Source organism: Bacillus sp. V3B (genome assembly GCF_024494465.1).
Classification (GTDB): domain Bacteria; phylum Bacillota; class Bacilli; order Bacillales; family Cytobacillaceae; genus Bacillus_BD.
Genome location: NZ_JAETXM010000029.1, coordinates 26988 through 46341, shown reverse-complemented (window position 1 = coordinate 46341; position 19354 = coordinate 26988). Strand labels below are relative to the sequence as shown.

Below are 19354 nucleotides of genomic sequence, written 5' to 3'. Positions count from 1 at the left end.
ATTCAAATTTCACAAAAAAGGTCGTGCCTTCTGGTCCTGTTTGAATCTCAATTTTTGCATGATGACGGGCAGCAATCGCATAACATACACCTAATCCCAAGCCAGTCCCATTATCCTTCGTTGAGAAGAATGGAGTACCCAATCTTTCTAATACTTCAGGTTTAATTCCTTCTCCTTGATCCTCCACTGCAAGTACAACATGGTCCTTTTCCTTGTACGTTCTGATCGTTAGAACCTTCCCTTGGTCCATGGCTTCTAAGCCATTACGGTATAGGTTCAGGATTAATTGACGGATCTCATTCCGGTTTAATCGTAAAATAGGAATCTCATTGATTTCTAACTGTATCTGTTTACTTTGGTTAAATGCATCCGCATGAAGTAAGGGAACTATATCATGTATGATTACATTTAAATCTAACTCCTGCAAATCGGTTGACCTTGTATTACCCATTGAGAGGAATTCGGTAATGATTGAATTCGCCCGGTCAAGCTCATCAATCATTAAGGTAAAGTACTCATTATACTTTATACAATCATCATTTGTGCTCAAAAACTGTAAAAACCCGCGAACCGTCGTCATCGGATTTCGAAGCTCATGACTGATCCCTGCCGCCATTTGCCCAATTAAGTCTAGCCCCGATAGACGTTTCATTTCTTTCTCATATTTCTTCTTTTCCGTTATATCCTTAAAAAAACTACAAATTCCATTATCAAATGGGTAAACCGTTACTTCATACCATGTATCATGATAAGCTGACGGCGTTTCGAACTGGACAGGAATCCTTTCTGTCATCGCTCGATGAAATTCTTTATACCAGACCGTATCAACCATTTTCGGAAAAACATCCCATAGATTTGTGCCTAATACATCTTTTGCGGTTAGATGATCAGGAAAAAATTGATGATCATTTGCGTAAATATATCTCCATTCTTTGTCAAATGCGGCAAAACCATCTGTAATACTATCAATGATTTTGAGAGTTCTCTCATTGGCGTTTGCCAGTTCCTTTGTTCGCTCTTCGACCTTTTTTTCAAGTAAATTACGGTGCTGTAGTAACTCCGCAGTTAACAGGTCTTTTTCTTCCTCAAGTTTTTTTCTAGCCTGTAAAACATTCTCCAATTCCTGATTCTTCTTGGCGAGTTCATCCCTAGACCGTTTGAGAGAAATATGGGTTCGTACTCTAGAAATCAGTTCTTTTCTATTAAAAGGTTTGGTCATATAATCAACGGCCCCTAAATCAAATCCTTTCACAATGTCCTCCATCTCACTTTTAACCGTTAGAAAGATGATTGGGATCTCTTTATATTTTGGGTCCGCTTTAATCGTACAACATACTTCATACCCGTCGATATCAGGCATCTCAACGTCTAATAAAATAAGCTCTGGCGTGTTTTCTTTAAGGAATTGATAAACCTCATGTGCATTCTGTGCAATACCGAGCTCATAACCGCACTCCGCCATAATGGTAGCCAACACCTGAATATTATTGGGATTGTCATCAACTATTAATACTAGATCATTGCTTCTGTTTTTCATCTCGATTATCCTCTAGATAGTATTTTTTCAATTTGTCTTAATTTTAATTTGATGTTAACAATATCATAGCATTCTGCATAGCTCATTAGTTCTTTCCCTTCGGCTGTAATAAACTCCGATTGGTGTTGTTGCCCTAATGAGATTAACCGTTGGGCTAAGTTTTTCACACTGCCAATGATGATAGAGGTTTCTAATTTCTTTAATAAAGGATCCAATTGATCCCTTATATCAGCCAGTACTTCAGGGTCAACGGTATTTCCGTTCATGTGTACACCCTCGTTTTTGGAGGGCATGTCAGGATCTTCACACGTTTCCTTATGAATGAATTGTGATATTTTCCGTAGCAACTGTGCTGTATTCACAGGTTTCATTAAGTACTCATCAAACTCACTACCTTCAGGCAAGTCCTGTAAAGTAGATGCACTTAAAGCGATGATGGGAATCTCTCTTGTTTCAAGGTTTTCTTTCAGTTTAGTAGAGAATTCAAACCCATCCATGACTGGCATTACCAAGTCAGTTATGATCAAACCTGGTTTTTCCAACTCGCAAGCTTTAAGAGCTTCATCTCCATTTTCAGCTAGAATAACACGAATGCCAGCTTTTGAAAGCAATTCTTTTAATAAAAAGCGGTTCGTCTCGATATCATCTACGATAAGTATGGTTTCATTTGCAAACTTGTATTTCCAAAAGTAAGAGCTGTCCATCTCTTCGGGTAGCGATTCAGTGGTAGCAATTTGGACATTGGCAAACTCAATATGAAAAATACTTCCTTTGCCGACTTCACTTTCAATAGAGATTTTTCCGTTCATCATTTCTACTAACTTTTGGGTAATAGAAAGTCCAAGACCTGTGCCGCCATATTTTTTGATACTTTGTCCTGATATCTGGGTAAAAGCTTCAAATATTTTTTCTGTTTCCGTTTCAGGAATTCCAATGCCTGTATCTTCAACAGAAAGGTGAAGATCGACACTGCTCATGTCGTTCATCTTCGAAGGCAGCGCTTTTATGGATAGCTTTACATATCCTTTTTCAGTAAACTTAACAGCATTCCCAACTAAATTCAATAAGATCTGCCGAATTCTTACTTCGTCAAATAGGATGAGTTCAGGAAGGTCGTCCTGAATATCTACTAAAAACTCAATCTCTTTACTATGAACTTTTTGCATGAAAATCGTTTCAACTTCTTTGAAAATAGCATTCATGTTTATCGGTTTATAATATAGATCCATTTTTCCTGCTTCAACTTTGGAAAGGTCGAGAATATCGTTGATAATAAGGAGCAAACTATTTCCAGCAATATTAATGGTTTTAATATAGTTTTGCTGTTTCTCGTCTTTAATTGTATTTGAGAGAAGTTCACTAAAACCAATGACCGCATTTAACGGTGTGCGAATTTCATGACTCATATTCGCTAGAAATTCACTTTTGGCTTCATTGGCTTTGTCTGCTTCTATTTTGGCATATTTCAACTCCATATTGGCTTTTTCGATTTCAGTCGTTCTCTCTTTGACTTTTTCTTCTAGATGATTAATATGTTTATATAATTGTTCTGCCATAATATTAAAAACATGGGATAGCTTCCCAATTTCATCATTCTTATAGATTTTGGCCCTCTGCAGCAGTTCTCCTTTTGAAAACTTTTCTGCTACTTGTATTAAATTATGAATCGGTCTTAAAATCACATCTGTCATTTTTTTATAGATGATCATCGATAGAAGCAGGGCCATAATCGATAATACAATAGCCGTTTGAATGTTTTTATTGATTTTAGCTGTAAACTGACCATCGGGAATCGCGGTAATGATTAACCAATCTATTCCGTCTTGTTTATACTCCGTTAGTTTGATATGAAGGTTACCATTTTCTGTTTTTTTAATTACTTTATTTTCTGCTGTTTTTTTATAATTTTCATAGGCTTCTAGGATGGCTTTGTTTTCAATGGTATCGATTGAAATTCTTTTATAGGTGCCATTGGAAAGGGATTGAAAGGATGGGCTATCAAGTGAGTTTGCCACCAATTCACCCGAGTTTCTTTCCACAACATAAGCCGTTGCCATCCGATCTGTTACGACCTCCTTCAAATATTCGTTTAGACTTGAAAGAGTGATACGTGTACCTAATACACCTTGAAGATTCCCTTCTTTATTATAAATCGGATAGGCAGAATTAAGGACTAAGTCATCCTTTATAAAATGCTTGTATAGAGGAGCAAAAGTTGGTTTACCGGCCTCTTTTGTTAAGCTATACCATGGTCTTGTCCGGGGATCAAACTTGCCAAAATCCTCCACAAACCTTCCTTCTGTCATATCCTCTGTTATCGAGTAATAAAAAGAGTGTCCATTTGTTTCAGCATTACTTCGATAGAGTTCGATGTCATTGTTGCTATTTCTACGAGCTCCGTAAAAATCGCCATTTTCTAAGCCATAACTAAAGCTATAGATATTCTCATTGCTTGACTTGATGGTGCTTGCAAAGAAAGCATCTCGTTCATTTTTGTTATTAAGATCGACAATCCCATTCGCGATGATAGTATGATTGATTTGACTCATATTGTATGGAACGTGAATAAAGTTCTCAATTTCTTTGAGTATATCTTTATTTGAGGCATTCTCCATTTTTAATATAATACTCTCTGAAGATGTGTGCCAATTAGAAAAGATGATATAGCCGATTGTAATGAGCGTACTTACCATTAGGACGATAAAAGAAATGCTAATAATTCCCCTAATGGAACTTGTTTTTTTCTCCATTGATGAGTTTCTCCATTTCTAGCAGGACATGGGGACAGGTTCCTCGTCCTATTAAATAATTCCAAAATAGTCTGTGTCACTGTGCATTGCGATTTGTGACCATCCTATAAATCTTGTTTAACTTCATTCAGCAAATGCTTTTTGTACCGAAAGCTTGCGACAGGTACAGAAGTCCTCCACTTCTGTAAGTGGGGGATGAATGCAAAAAGCTCTCTGATTCAGTGGGGGTTCAAACCCCAGCTGAATGAAGTTAAGCCTCCGGCGGATGCCTCGGATTTTTTAAAGGTCATTTATAGAGCTCGATAAAAATCCGGGCGCAAATTCGGAGGGGCGAATTTGATTGTGATTAGCTCTCCTGTTTATCATTTCAATCAATATTTTTTCTAGTAAAATGGTTACAATCAATACTAGCAACTACGTAAAGCGGATGAAAGGTAGGCACTCCTTGTAAGGAAGGGGGGTGACATGGTGACATAAGAAACAATGAATAGGTTCTGTCCATTTGGCATTTTTCTTGCTTCGACGTTAACAAAGATCCTGCTAATCATCGCACTCGTCATCAACAGAAAAAGAAGTAACTTCCTTCCGCTCTCGACCAAAGAATGTAGGGGATTTACCAATTTTAGACAACCTTCTTCTATAATGAATCGGTCAGCCGATCTTCATGCCGGATGTAGTTGCTCTAGTCGAGTATTGGTAGCCCTCGATTATTTTTTATTATTTTTATATTATACATGATGTAATAGGGATTTTATAGGTGCTAGGCATCATTCAATTAATTGGAAGAAGAGCTTTAAAGTTCATGAAGAAGGAGGGGGTTGGTTCATCGGACAAACCGCTTTGATTTTACTCATCAATTCTAATTAAACCTATCTAAATAAGTAGATTCTCTTAAAATTGCCACACCTGAGTTTTTATCTTTTCCCCAATCAAGACCATGAATCAGTGTGACGGTCTTGTTGGCAGGAATAACCCGTTTCAAGTGCGAAAAGGATTGTCTCCGGCCTATCTTCTTGTAAAAATAGTGATCTCTACTCATTTCGATACCTTGTAAATACTACAAAAAATACCTACTCAATCTGTTCGTAATAGAACAGATTGAGTAGGTATTTTAAATAATTATGAATAGATTTAAATACATTTAGACAAACTGTTTTTCGGCCCCTTCGTAGTAACCCTTCATGCAGCGTAACATTTCACTGATTGTCTTGGAGACTCATGGCAGCAGCTTGTGCTTGTTGAAGTTTTTCTTGCGCATTTTGGACGTCTTGTTGTTCTTGTTGAACTTTTTGCTGTGCTTGATGTAATTGTTGAATTTCTATTTGTTCCTGTTGCTGAGCATCTAATAATTGTTGATCCTCTACCTGCAGTTGTTGATGTGCTTTTTTGACTTCTTGTTGTGCCTGTTGTAATTGTTGCTGTTGTTGATCTTGTTGTTGTTGTTGATTTTGTTGGTTCATAGAAAAAGCCTCCACAATCATTATTTGGAACTGTTATTTCCAATCATTATTATGCTCAAAGGTGCCAGGCACCATCCAAATAATTGGAAGTAAAGGACTGCACTAAACGAAAAATAACCCCTATCTAAAAGATAGAGATTATTTTTGATTACCTATTTACTTGGGGTGCAGCTAAATTAAAAACAAAATATGTTGTTCGATCTTATGATCCTGCCTCAAATAGAGAAGGAATCCAAAGGACTAGATCTGGTATATATGTGACTAAGAGCAATACCGTAATCGAAACAATAACAAATGGCCAAATCGCTTTTACTAACGACTCAAGTCTAACCTTTCCTAGCGATGACGCTAAGAACAAACCAGATCCAACAGGTGGAGTCAAAATTCCAATTGTGATATTCAAACAAACGATTACACCAAAATGGACTGGATCAATACCAAATTGTGGCAGTAAAGGTGCGAAAATAGGTGTTAAAATAATAAGGATCGCAATCCCTTCAATTAACATACCGAGCGCTAAGAAAAAGATATTAACAATTAAAAGGAACACAATCGCACTACTTGTTACAGATGTCATCCATTCAGCAATCAGTTGTGGAATACGTTCAAACGTTAAGACCATTCCGAACAAATTCGCCATCGATATTAATAACGTAACAATTGCAGTTGAAATCGCTGTATTAACCATGATACTAGGTAGGTTTTTCCACTTAAGTTCTTTATAGAAAAAGAATCCAATAACCAAGGCAATCACACACGCGATTCCGGCTGATTCTGTTGGCGTAAAGGCCCCTGTGACAATCCCCCAAATTAAGATAGCGGGTACTAAAAGTGCCGGTAGCACTTGAATGAAAGAAATTCCTCTTTTTTTCCATGGAACTTTAGGAGAGGGCTGCCATTGTTCTTTATAGCCAATATAAGCAATTAATGAGATAAAAGAGATTGCGATGATAATACCTGGAATAATTCCCGCCATAAATAGTTCTCCAATGGACGTTCCAGAACTTACCCCATAGATGATAAACAACATACTAGGAGGAATAATGGGACCAAGCATCCCAGCAGCAGCTGTTGTGGCTGCACCAAATTCCCTTTTGTAGCCTTCTTTTTCCATTGCTGGAACCATGATCTTACTCATCATCGCGATTTGAGCTGAAGCAGAACCAATGATGGCTGCGAGAAATGTATTCGCAAGAATATTTACATAAGCAAGACCACCGCGAAAATGCCCCACAAAACTTTGTGCAAATTTGATTAAGCGAATCGTGATCCCGCCTGAATTCATTAACTCTCCTGCTAGCATAAATAAAGGGATCGCTACTAATCCGTAGTTTTCTAATGATGAATATAAACGCTGAGGAGCATTGACTAACATTCCTTCATTGTTACTCACAAATAAGAATAGGAAACTAATCATTCCTAATACTAATGAAATCGGGACCCTGAGCAATAATAATAGGATAAAAAGGACTAATACGATTGTCATTTAGTCGCCTCCTCAATCGGAGCTTGTAGAGATTCGATAAAAATATGAATCGTGTGGACCGTCATGAACAATATTCCAACAGGAACACTTAAATAGGGATAAATCATTGGTAATTGTAGAGCATCGGATTTTTGCATTAAGATCATTGGATTCATGATCCATTGAATAGAAAAATAAGATAAGGCCACAGTGAATATCACACAAGCGAAAAGCCCGACCGTAATGACTCTCTTTTTGAAGTATCCTCTTAAATAATCTGTCAAAAGGGTAACTGCGACAGCTTGTTTCATTTTAATACTCATACTCCCACCGATAAAGGTGATCCATGCGAGAGTAAATAGGGTAACTTCTCCTGTCCATACGATGGGTGCATTAAAGACATAACGTGAAACAACTCCTACGAACAAGGAAACTAACATAATCGTTAATATAATATTGGCCAGGACTTTTTCGACCTTATAGACTGTATCACTTAAGATACGAATGGCTTTCATACCCACACCCCCCTTTATCGCTAAATCCTTCTAGTAAATATCAAATCTTTTAGCAATTGACTTAAATTGTCCACCAGAAGTTAAGCCTCCATCCACAACGACTTCAGATCCTGTCATAAAAGAGGATTCATCTGATGCTAAAAAAAGGATGGCATTCGCTACTTCCATTGGCTCTCCGCCTCTCCCTAATGCATTCATTTCGTTTGAGGCTAAAATAATATCGTTTATGGATTCGTTGAAAGGTGTCCAAATAAAACCAGGATGAATCGAGTTCACTCTTATACCAAATTCACCAAATTCCATTGCTGCTGACTTTGTCATTCCGCGTACGGCCCATTTACTGGCTGTATAAGCGACGGCAAAATATCCTGTCATGCCTGTTATGGATGAAAGGTTAATAATGGAGGCATTTCCGGATTTTTTTAACAACTCTAAACAATGTTTCATTCCTAGAAAAACACCCGTTTGATTGACTGATATGATATGATTCCAATCCTCTAATGAACAATTCTGATACGTGTCACGCTTATTAATACCAGCGTTGTTGACGAGGACATCTATTTTTCCAACTTTATTTTCAAGGTCATTTATGATAGTTTTCCAATCTTGTTCATTGGAGACATCTAGTTTATAAGTTAATACTTGAGATTTCCCCATTTTCTCTACTTCTCTGGCAGCTTGTTTCATATGATCTTCGTTTACATCAGTCATGATAATCGTTGTAGCTTCTTCTTTTGAAAAAAGAATGGCAGATGTTAACCCGAGACCACCTGCAGCACCTGTAATCAGGGCAACTTTTTCTCTCATTCTCTCTGCCATATATAATCCTCCATTACGATTACTAAAATACTGAAAGTCTATTTTTTAGTTTGTGTATTCTTTGCTAGAATCAATCAAAACGATTATGAGGGGGCTGTCCTATCAGATGTCGGATAGCCACAAAATTATATTTAGCTAGAATGCTAGATGTGATTTTGACCTTTGCTTTTGGGACAGCCCAATCACAATCATTTAAGGTAAGGTATTATGCGTGTTACTTTGAGTTCAATTCAATGAATTCTTTAATTAACGGGTCTCCAGAAAATTCGTCATAGATGTCTTGTTTTAATTCATCAAAGCTAGTAGTATCTTCTAGTTCTACAACATTTAACTCTTTTCTTAGTAATTCAAGATTTGCTTTATCTTGTCGAAGTAATTCTTCTTTCCCCCAGGCTTCTGCTGCTTTTACTGCCTCATCAACGATTTTTTGATCTTCAGCTGACAATTTGTCATATACGGCTGAGCTCGCAACAATTACACCACCAAATGCCATTTGATTTGTTAAAACATAAGAATCAGATACTTCTTGGAATTTTTCAGTAGCTAGTCCACTTGGATCAACAGATACCCCATCAACAACACCCGTTTGTAATGCTGAATATACTTCATTTAAGCCCATTGCAACCGGACTTGCACCCGTGCTTTTCCAAAAGTCGATAACAGCTGGACCGCCAGTTATGCGAATATTCTTACCTTTTAAGTCGGAAGCAGACTTGATTGGGTCACCTTTTAATAATAGATGGTGGTTTCCTGAAAGCATGTAGCCTAAGCCTGTAAGTCCTTGATCGCTTAATTGCTCTAACATTTTTTGAGCTGGTTCTGTATCTGTAGCGTTTAATGCGTCTTCAAGTGTTGGGAATAAAAACGGCATGTTCCATGCATCGAAAGCAGGGACCCGCGTAGCTAAATAGGGACCTGTTAAAATAGCAAACTCTAAAGATCCTGTTTCAAGTTGTTGAACCATGTCTTTTTCAGGTCCAAGTTGTGCTGCAGGATAGATTTCCAAATTCATTCGACCATCCGAGCGTGTGTTCAATTCTTCTCCAAATTTTTCAGCGAATAGATGCCAAGCATGACTTTGTTGTGTAACATGGGTCATTTTAAAATTATATGTTTTTTCGCCACTTTCATCAGCGTTTGAAGTTGAACTTCCGCCACCACAGCCTGCTAAGATTAATAGAATCATTGCAATCGCTAAACTAAACATTTTTTTTGTCTTTTTCATGTTAAAGCCCCCTTATATTTTTTGTTCATTAAATCCATGAAATATAATAGTATTTTCGATTAATGGTACTTTCTTACAATATTTTTGTCACCTCACATCCTACTATAGCGAATAGCTTAGTATAGTAATTATTAAAATATTATGAAAATTTTTCAAGGGATGAAAAATATCATTTAGTTACTAACGATAGGAGAACACGTTTTCATTTTGTTAGTTTTGACTAATCGAGTATGCTACGTCTATTGATAATTATTATATTATCCTATAATTTGTTAAAATAAAAGTCTAAATCAACAAAATTTTCCAACTATTTTAAATATAACAATTTAAGGTGCCAGGCACCATCCAGATAATTGGAAATCTCCTGATCATGATGGAGTTTAATCAAACGTTTGTTTAAGCGAAGTTAAGTATCCGAAGAATTATATACTACAAGAAAAGGAGAGCACGATAGCTCTCCTTTTTTAATGGTTCTAGTAGAAATGTTAATCCATTTCACACGAGTACTACAAGAATAAAGCCATTACATTAGGACGTTTTGGTTAAATGAATCTTTTTCTTTTCATTCGTCGTTGCAGAACCAATGATTCTAATGCTCCTGAACCAAGAAGTACTCCTGAAACGATCAGTAATAATCCGATGAAATGAGCCATTATAATCGTTTCATTAAGAAGTACCGCGGCTCCGACAACAGAGAAGAAGGTACTTAAGTTGAGAAAGATAGATGATTCCGCAGCTCCGACCTGACCAATGGTGCGATTATAGACGGCTTGCCCGACCCCGGTTGCCAGTATCCCTGATAGAATGAAAGCCACCCATAATGAAGGTTTTGCCGCTACAAGAGTTGCCATGCCATTTGGTTCCACCCATAAGCTGATGGCAAAAAGAACAAATGAACCAATCAGCAACATATAAGAGGTTAAAAGCATCGAATCCATCGTTTTTGCCGCTTTATTAATTAAAATAAAACTGCCTGCTTGAGATAGAATGGCAATGAAAATTTCCAAATCGCCTAGATTAACGGATTGTAGTTGCCCACTGCCAAACAAAACGATCACACTGACACCTGTTCCCCCAAGAATAAATCCTAATAAAGCAATGATCGTTGGTCTTTTTTTGAAAAATAACATCGATAAAAGAACCGTTAATAGAGGCCCCATTCCTAAAATTAAACCAGCATTTGTAGCAGATGTTTTCGTTAAACCCTCTGCTAAAAGATAATGATGAAAGACCACACTCAAACAAGACCCTGCTAGTATGTATCCCCATTCTTTTTTACGGGGGAACCGAACATGACTCGTAAATCCAAGAATGAGAAAAACGGTTACTGCAGCAATGAAAATCCTAAACGCCGTAACGGTGATCGGTGCTATATTTTCAACAACAAGTTTAAGGATGGAGATGTTGAATCCCCAAATGACCATCAATCCAAGAAGAATGATATAAATTTTCATCGAACGCATAATAGGCAAGACGACCTTTCAGATTTATTTATCAATACTTTATCACTTTTCTGTAAATTTGACACGTGCCAGGAACTATCCAGTAAATGGGAATGCGAAACAGAAGATTCAGTGAAACAACCTCACTGAACCTTCTATATCTAAACCCAGATCATGATAAAATCTGACATCTTTCTATGGAACCATTTCTTTTCTGACAATATTAGGTTACATCCTGAATATTGTTGTCAAATATCCTGAAGAATAGTATGATCTACTAATGTTGACTGACTAGTCATTCGATAGAGTTAAACGAGCTAGACCGATGAATAATAACCAACAGGACATCTTAAATAGAATAAAGATATTGCAAGGCTACGAGAAATCAAGGAGGAAATCATATACATGAAAAAGCACTATCGCAACGTATTCTTGGCAGGCGGCCTATCCGTTTCCCTCATTCTTGGCGCATGCTCAACTAAAAATGCTTCAAGCGAAGAAACGCAAGTGGTGAAAGAAACACCGATTCAAGTAGGGGCAATCACAAACGGGAACCTTACCATTACAAATGAAGTTATTGCTAAAGTCGTTACAGATTCAACGGTTGATATATACCCGAAAACAGTAGGGGAAATTATAAAAGTCAATATCCAGAAAGGTGATCTAGTTCAGAAAGGTGACATTCTAGCTGTACTCAATAATTCAGATCAAATGTTAGCCATACAAATGGAAGAAACGACTGCGGAAAACGCACAAAATCAATATGAACAAGCAATACTCTCTAAGAAACAAGCAGAAGCAGCCGTTCAAAATGCCAAAGACGGTGTGAAGCAAGCAGAAGCCAATCTACAAAAAGTAAAAGACGGTCAGACGAAAGGGCCTGATAATTCAGGATTAAGTCTACAGCAACCCGAAATAAATTTGGAAGATGCGCAAATCAATTTTGATAGAATGGAAGAGTTATATGAAAACGGTGAGGTTTCCGAGCAAGCATTTGAACAAGTGCAAAGTGTCTTAGAACAGGCAAAAATAGCGCTCGAACAAGCACAACTGCAAAATGATGCTGTTGCGAAACAAACAGAAATCCAACTGATGGAGCAGGCTTTAGAACAAGCGAAAGTGGGATTATTAAATGCTGATCAGCAATTAGAACTTTCCAATGTCGGAATCAAACAAGCGCAAGTAGGCGTTGATTCCAATGACCTGCGCATCCAACAAGCTCAAAATCAGCTCGATCATTTTAACATTGTAGCAACAACATCTGGTGAAGTAACAGCAGTCCATGCAAAGGTCGGGCAATTCGTGAATACAAGCACTCCTTTTACACAAATTGTCGATGTCCAAAATATCAAAGCAGAAGCGCTACTAAGTGCAGATCAATTAGCCTTATTTAAAAAAGACGAAGAAGTCAAAGTGGAAATCCCATCTTTGAGTCAAACATACAACGCTAAAATTCAATATATTTCCAACGTTGCCGATCAGGCAGGCTTCTATTTACTCGAAGCATCGGTTGAAAACGAGGGTGGCACCATCAAACCGGGTATGATTGCAAAAGTGCAGCATGAATCAGAAGTTGTCGGAGAATCCTTGCTGGTTCCAACGGATGCGGTGATCGAGCAAGGTGATGAAACCTTCCTTTATAGGGTGGAAGAGAATAAGGCAGTGAAGATACCTGTTACGATTATTCAAGCTCAAACGGAGTTCACCGCAATCGAGGGTGAGGGACTTCAGGAAAACTCGATGATCGTGATAAAAGGTCAAACGACACTAAGTGATGGCAACCAAGTTCGGATCATCGGGGAGGAATAGAACGTGAAAATCATTGAAACAGCCGTCAAACGTCCTGTTGGAGTGATCATGCTCTTCCTTGGAATCTTAGCTCTAGGCTTTGTGTCTCTCTCTAACTTAGCGATTGATCTTTTTCCAAAAATAGACCTACCGATTGCGGTCGTGTCTACCTCCTATGATGGTGCCGCTCCACAGGAAGTAGAAAAACTCGTCAGTGAGCCGTTAGAAGGGTCCCTTTCCTCGATACAAGGAATTGATTCGATTCAATCTCAGTCGATGGCAAATGCATCCTTGGTAGTCCTCATGTTTCAAACAGGGACTGACTTGGATAACGCCTTAATCGAAGTGCGGGAACGGGTCGATCAAATCAAAGGGTTTTTACCAGAAGGAGCTAATGATCCATCTGTCCTTCGTTTTGACCCACAGCAAACACCTGTTATGTGGATCAGCTTAGCCGGGGATAAGGATCCAGTGCTTCTTCAGAAATTAGCAGAAGATACCGTTGCTCCTTATTTAGAAAGAACAAAAGGTGTGGCATCCATATCAATTGATGGTGGGAAAACACGTGAAATTCAAGTGGAGCTCAATCAGGCGCTTCTAACCCAATATGGGTTAACCACAACGCAAGTCATTCAATCCTTAAATGCCGAAAACAATTCCGGTTCGGCCGGTACGATTACAAAAGGGTCGAAAGAGCTTCAAGTTCGGATTAATGGAGACTTTGAATCTGTTGAAGATATTAAAAATATGTCCATTAAACTGCAAACAGGTGCAGAAGTTCGAATAAAGGATATCGCTAAAGTGAAGGATACCTTCAAAGAAGTCGGTTCCTTATCCATTGTGAATAATCAACCTGCCCTTGTGATGTCTGTGATGAAGCAATCCGACGGAAATACGGTGGAAGTGGCAGAAGGAGTTCAAGAAGCAATGGTAGAATTACAGGAAAAGCTGCCAGAAGGAGTGGAGCTTACAACTGTTATTGATACTTCTACGTTTATCAAAAGCTCGATTAGCTCTGTTACGAATAATATGATTTTAGCAGCTGTGCTTTCGATTTTTGTCATCTTTTTATTTTTAAGAAGTACACGATCTTCGATTGTTATTGGTTTATCCATTCCAATATCGCTTATTTCTACTTATACGATGATGTACTTTTCAGGAGAAACGTTGAACATCCTTTCCTTAGGTGGACTGGCTCTTGGAGTCGGGATGATGGTGGATACCTCGATTATCATCTTAGAAAACATCGTGAAGTATCGGAAACGTGGCTACTCGATTAAAGAGGCATCGATTCAAGGAACAAAAGAATTGTCCGGTGCGGTTATTGCCTCTACAGCAACAACGCTTGTTGTTTTTCTACCGATTGTGTTTGTAGAAGGACTGGCATCTGATTTATTTACACCGCTCGCTTTATCGGTTTCTTTTTCCTTAATTGCGTCATTGGTTGTGTCGATGACCTTAGTACCAATGTTAACATCGAAGTTGTTAACGAAAGAAAAGGACTTTCAAGAGAAAAAGCCATCCTTTTTTGATCGCTTTTTAGCGGCTTTTGAATCTCTTTATAAAAAATTGCTACGCTATTGTCTCGGACATCGTAAGACAACGGTAGGAGTTGTGTTTGTGACGTTGTTGGTGAGTCTTGGGCTAGCGACTCAAATTGGAGCTACTTTCATTCCTTCTTCCGATCAAGGTCAGCTTTCGATATCGGTGGAAACGCCGAGTGGGTCTTCTTTACAGGAGACGGAACGTGTTGTTATGGAGATTGAAGAAAGGTTAGAACCCTATAAAGATAGAATGGCAACGAACTATGTTTCTGTAGGTAGCGGTGGTTTTGACCCGAGTGCTGGAGGGAATACGGCGAGTTTTACGATTCAGCTTATTCCAGCAGCTGATCGTAATCAAGCAACTTCTGAACTGGCCAAAGAAATCAGTGAGTCGGTCGTAGATATTGCTGGAGCTGAAATTGTGGTGTCTGAACAGTCGATGGACTTAGGGACGGGCTCACCAATTCAAATCCAGATTAATGGAGAAGACCAGGAAGTGTTAGAAGAACTGTCCCAGCAAGTGGTGTGGCTTATTTCAGAAGTAGATGGGGTGCAAAATCCGGCTACCTCTGCGACGGAAACTCGTCCAGAGATTCAAGTTATTGTAGACCGAGAAATGGCTTCACAATATGGCTTAACCTACCAACAGATTATGTCGGAAGTTCAGCTGGGGTTTAATGGTCAAATTGCGACTCGTTACCAGGAAGGTGGGGCTGAAGTTGATATTAAAGTGACCTTCCCAGAGGATCAGCGCTCGACGATCAGTGATTTAGAAACGATGCTACTTTCGACACCAACAGGTACATCGATTCCGTTATCAGCTGTAGCGGATTTGGTCCAAGTACAGGGACCATCTGTGATTAGTCGTGAGAATCAGCAGCGTCAAATGAATGTAACAAGTGATGTGGAGGGTGCCGATATTCTATCGGTCAGTCAAGCAATAGAAGCAAGCTTAGCTAAGATGAATTTTCCGGAAGGATACTCGTATTCAATGGGTGGACAATCAGAGGATATGATGGAGTCGTTTATGGATTTAGGAATGGCTTTGATTTTCTCAATTTTCTTAGTTTATACGGTGATGGCGATTCAGTTTGAATCGTTCTTGTATCCGTTTGTTATTATGTTTTCGATGCCAACTGCGATTATTGGGGTGATAGTCGGATTATTTGTGACAGGACTTCCGTTTAGTGTTCCAGCTTTTATTGGGGTTATTATGCTAGCGGGGATTGTTGTTAATAATGCGATTGTGTTGGTTGACTATATTAATATTTTACGAGGCCAGGGGATGGATCGTAATGAAGCGATCTTACAAGCAGGGCCATCGCGTTTGCAGCCTATTTTGATGACAACGATGACAACGACACTCGGGATGATTCCTTTAGGGTTAGCGCTCGGAGAAGGAGCAGAGGCCCAGCAACCGATGGCGATCGTCATCATCTTTGGTTTAACCTTCTCGATGTTCTTAACCCTACTATTTGTGCCAGTTATCTATACCTATTTCGACGGGTTGACCAACAAAGTGAAAAGTTGGTTTGCACGATAAGGTGCCAGGCACCATCCAGATAGTTCCATAAATCTGAAAAGAGCCTCCACGTCTAGGTGTGGAGGCTCTTTTTTGCAAAAATAAAAGTGTCAGGTACCATCCAAAAAGTGGTAATTAATCGTAGTGAGATTCATTCCTTCATTTTGTGCCAAGGTTTCTGCGTGTTTTACTATCGTATCGCGATGAAATTGAAAGAGAACAAATGGGATATGCTTCCTTGTAAAAAATCCCCTATAAAATAAAACTCCATAATTCGGAGATACTAGGTTTGAACTACCCACCACTTAATTTTCTAATGAAAATTTGAAGTGGGGGATTCCTAAGAACACCGATCTATCGATCAGTTATTGATTAGGCGATCCCCGTCATTCCAACGGTTAGAAGTCTTAAGGCTTCATTTTTAAGATTTAAACTTGCGTTAATATCTCGGTCATGATGGGTATGACATTCTGGGCAATCCCACTCACGTAATCCAAGATCTTTAACGGCCTTATTTTTGTAACCACATAAAGAACAAAGCTGACTGGAAGGAAAGTTTTTCGCTACTGTAACGACTTGTTTTCCATACCATTTTGCCTTGTATTCAATCATGGTTTTGAATTGTGACCATGATACTTCACTAATGGCTTTAGCAAGATGGTGACTTTTAAGCATATTCGATACCGACAAATCTTCCATTCCGATGATGTCGTGGTTTTTGACAATTTCGCTGGAGATGTTGTCTAAGTAATCTTTACGTGTATTAGCAATCTTTTCATGAATACGGGCCACTTTACGTTTGGCTTTATACCAGTTCGCACCGCCTACGGTTCGTCTATTCATGATTCGCCCGGCTTTGGCTAACTTTTCTTCTAAGGTGCGGAAAAATTTTGGGTTTTTATAAGGGGATGTTCCATCTGAAAGAATCGCAAAGTCTTTGACACCTACATCAATGCCGACAGCTGAATTGGTTTTAGGTAATTCTGCGACTTCTGTCTCCGTTCCTAAAGAAACAAAATATTTTCCAGAAGGATTACGTCTGATGGTAGCACTCAAAATTCGTCCTTCCACTTCACGACTTTTGGCAAAACGAACAAGTCCTAATTTTGGTAGTTTTATATAATGATCGACTACCGCAATATTTCCATTCGTATGCTTGGTTGTGTAAGATTGAACCTGATTCTTTTTAGACTTAAAACGGGGCTGTTTGTTTTGCTTTTTGTCATATCGCTCATAGGCGTCACTTAGATTTTCAACAGACTTTTGCAGAGCAATACTATCTACTTCTTTTAAAAAGGGATAATGCTGCTTCAGTTCAGGAAGTGATTTAACGGTTTCATATTTATTTAAGCCTTTGCCTTTCCAATGATTCATGGGAAGCTGACCATTCTGTTTCATTTCTTCTACGATCGACCAATAAGCGTCTTTTTCCTTTTGTTTGCCAAGAAAGAAGTTAAATACAAAACGAGAACAACCAATGGTCTTATTCATGAGCCCTGCTTGTTTTTGGTTAGGGTAGATACGAAACTTATAGGATTTGTTCACCAACATACGTTGACACCTCCCTTTTCCTTCTTCCATTTTACCATTTTTATGAACAAAATACAAACATTTGTTCTCTTTAAAATGAATTAAAAAAAGGGCGATTTGGAACTCGTATGATGTTTTTTATGTTAAGTAATAGATAGGCTCTCGAACAGTCGGACAATCGAGATGGCAAGAAAGCCATCCCTTGTCCGAAGGCGATTCATCCCTTCCCTACTCATTGGACTAACTCCCTTCACATTCCTTGAGGAAGGGGTATTCTCGCCTATTTTAGATAAAACCCCATATTTCGGAGAGACTAGGTGTAAAATAACCTTTTTTTACATTTGAAATCATTTCTTAACTAATTTTCACCTTCCTAGTAGAAGGGAATTAATAATCTATTGATATTTTTGAAGAGCAGTCTATTAATAGAGTGATGGGAGATGTACAAATGAGAGGGAAGTGGTTAACAGCACTAAGTACTATTGTTATGGTCGTTGGGGTTACGACAGGTGGAGGTGCTGCTATGGCTAAGGAAAAACACAAAGATATCGTCAATGTTTCACACCGTGGTGCTTCTGGTTATGCCCCAGAACACACACTTGTATCCTATGACATGGGGGAAAAAATGCATGGCGATTATATTGAAGTAGATTTGCAAATGACAAAAGACGGTCAGCTAATTGCCATGCACGATGAGAAAGTGGATCGCACGACAAACGGGACAGGCCTTGTTAGAGATTACACGCTCGATCAAATCAAACAGCTTGATGCAGGAAGTTGGTTTAACGAAACATACCCGCAATATGCGAATCCGGATTATGAAGGATTAACAGTACCAACACTTGAAGAAGTCTTCCAAAAGTTTGGTAAGAATGCGAAATATTATATCGAAACAAAGTCTCCTGACATTTATCCAGGGATGGAAGAAGAACTTTTACGTCTCGTAAACGAGTATGATATCAATAAAAAGACACTCCTTGTTCAATCATTTAGTCCTGAAAGTTTGAAAATCATGAATGAACTCGATCCGTCTGTTCAGCTTGTTCAATTAACTTCTTATAGATCGTATGCTGCGATTACGGATGCTGAAATCGCTGAGATTAAAGAATATGCTATGGCAGTTGGACCTAACCATACCTATTTAAACGAAGAATATGTACAAAAGGTTGTTAATAACGGGCTTGAGATCCATCCATATACGGTCAATGACAAAGAAAGAATGGAACAGCTAATTGACTGGGGTGTAACCGGGATGTTTACCAACTTTCCAGATCTTCTACATGAAGTGAAGAAAGGGAAATAATCAAAGTGCATGAATAAAAGACGACGTGCCATTTAGGCTTTTCGTCTTTTTTGTTTTTATTTTCGGATAAGGTAGAAGCTAGGGTGCTAAGCGTACGATCCAGATAAAAACGTTAACTCAATGTGTAACAGAACGGGCTATTCAAACTTGGAAAAAAGAATCAAGAAGTGGAAGATATAGATTTAACTTCATTCAGCAAATGCTTTTTGTACCGAAAGCTTGCGACAGGTACAGAAGTCCTCCACTTCTGTAAGTGGGGGATGAATGCAAAAAGCTCTCTGATTCAGTGGGGGGTTCAAACCCCGACTGAATGAAGTTAAGCCTCCGGCGAGCCTTTCGATTTTTTAAAGGTAATTGATCGAGTGAGCTCGACGACGGACAGGACGTCCTAGTCAGGCGAAAGCCACAGGATGTGGCTTTCTGAAGCGTGATAAAAATCCGGGCGCAAATTCGG

11 protein-coding genes and 1 pseudogene are annotated in these 19354 nt (G+C 38.7%); 3 read left to right on the top strand and 9 right to left on the bottom strand.

Translation table 11 applies throughout. The features are described from left to right. The 8 genes and pseudogenes from JMM81_RS19905 to JMM81_RS19865 all read right to left on the bottom strand — a co-directional run. A pseudogene (locus tag JMM81_RS19905) lies at positions 1-1453 on the bottom strand (response regulator); the annotation flags it as partial. An 89-nt stretch (positions 1454-1542) separates the two neighbouring features. Then, complete coding sequence (locus tag JMM81_RS19895) at positions 1543-4287, bottom strand: hybrid sensor histidine kinase/response regulator (protein ID WP_256243286.1); 2745 nt, start codon at positions 4285-4287, stop codon at positions 1543-1545. A 1196-nt stretch (positions 4288-5483) separates the two neighbouring features. Next, a complete protein-coding gene (locus JMM81_RS19890) occupies positions 5484-5747 on the bottom strand; it encodes a hypothetical protein (RefSeq protein ID WP_256243285.1) in 264 nt (87 codons plus the stop codon). Positions 5748-5949: 202 nt separating this feature from the next. After that, on the bottom strand, positions 5950-7233 hold the full coding sequence (locus tag JMM81_RS19885) for a TRAP transporter large permease (protein ID WP_256243284.1): 1284 nt from the start codon (positions 7231-7233) through the stop codon (positions 5950-5952). Continuing rightward, positions 7230-7727 (bottom strand): TRAP transporter small permease, encoded by a 498-nt coding sequence (locus tag JMM81_RS19880; protein WP_256243283.1) that lies wholly within the window; start codon positions 7725-7727, stop codon positions 7230-7232. The genes JMM81_RS19885 and JMM81_RS19880 overlap by 4 nt, the downstream gene beginning before the upstream one ends. Before the next feature lie 30 nt (positions 7728-7757). Beyond that, positions 7758-8546, bottom strand: coding sequence for an SDR family NAD(P)-dependent oxidoreductase (locus tag JMM81_RS19875; RefSeq protein WP_256243282.1), 789 nt, complete (start codon positions 8544-8546; stop codon positions 7758-7760). 214 nt (positions 8547-8760) lie between these two features. Then, complete coding sequence (locus JMM81_RS19870; protein WP_256243281.1) at positions 8761-9771, bottom strand: TRAP transporter substrate-binding protein; 1011 nt, start codon at positions 9769-9771, stop codon at positions 8761-8763. A 542-nt stretch (positions 9772-10313) separates the two neighbouring features. Beyond that, the gene (locus tag JMM81_RS19865; protein WP_256243280.1) at positions 10314-11234 is read right to left on the bottom strand and encodes a DMT family transporter; all 921 of its coding nucleotides are present in this window, start codon (positions 11232-11234) and stop codon (positions 10314-10316) included. 384 nt (positions 11235-11618) lie between these two features. Between JMM81_RS19865 and JMM81_RS19860 the strand changes: the two genes are divergently transcribed. Together JMM81_RS19860 and JMM81_RS19855 are read left to right on the top strand one after the other, a co-directional pair. Then, positions 11619-13022 (top strand): efflux RND transporter periplasmic adaptor subunit, encoded by a 1404-nt coding sequence (locus JMM81_RS19860; RefSeq protein ID WP_256243279.1) that lies wholly within the window; start codon positions 11619-11621, stop codon positions 13020-13022. Between the two features lie 3 nt (positions 13023-13025). Continuing rightward, complete coding sequence (locus tag JMM81_RS19855; protein WP_256243278.1) at positions 13026-16088, top strand: efflux RND transporter permease subunit; 3063 nt, start codon at positions 13026-13028, stop codon at positions 16086-16088. A gap of 351 nt (positions 16089-16439) precedes the next feature. On the opposite strand, the gene tnpB is transcribed toward JMM81_RS19855, so the two are convergent. Continuing rightward, complete coding sequence (gene tnpB, locus JMM81_RS19850) at positions 16440-17618, bottom strand: IS200/IS605 family element RNA-guided endonuclease TnpB (RefSeq protein WP_256243277.1); 1179 nt, start codon at positions 17616-17618, stop codon at positions 16440-16442. Between the two features lie 427 nt (positions 17619-18045). Between tnpB and JMM81_RS19845 the strand changes: the two genes are divergently transcribed. Continuing rightward, positions 18046-18900 carry a glycerophosphodiester phosphodiesterase gene (locus tag JMM81_RS19845; protein WP_375162422.1) on the top strand — a complete coding sequence of 285 codons (855 nt, stop codon included), beginning with the start codon at positions 18046-18048 and terminating at the stop codon, positions 18898-18900. Positions 18901-19354: the final 454 nt, after the last annotated feature.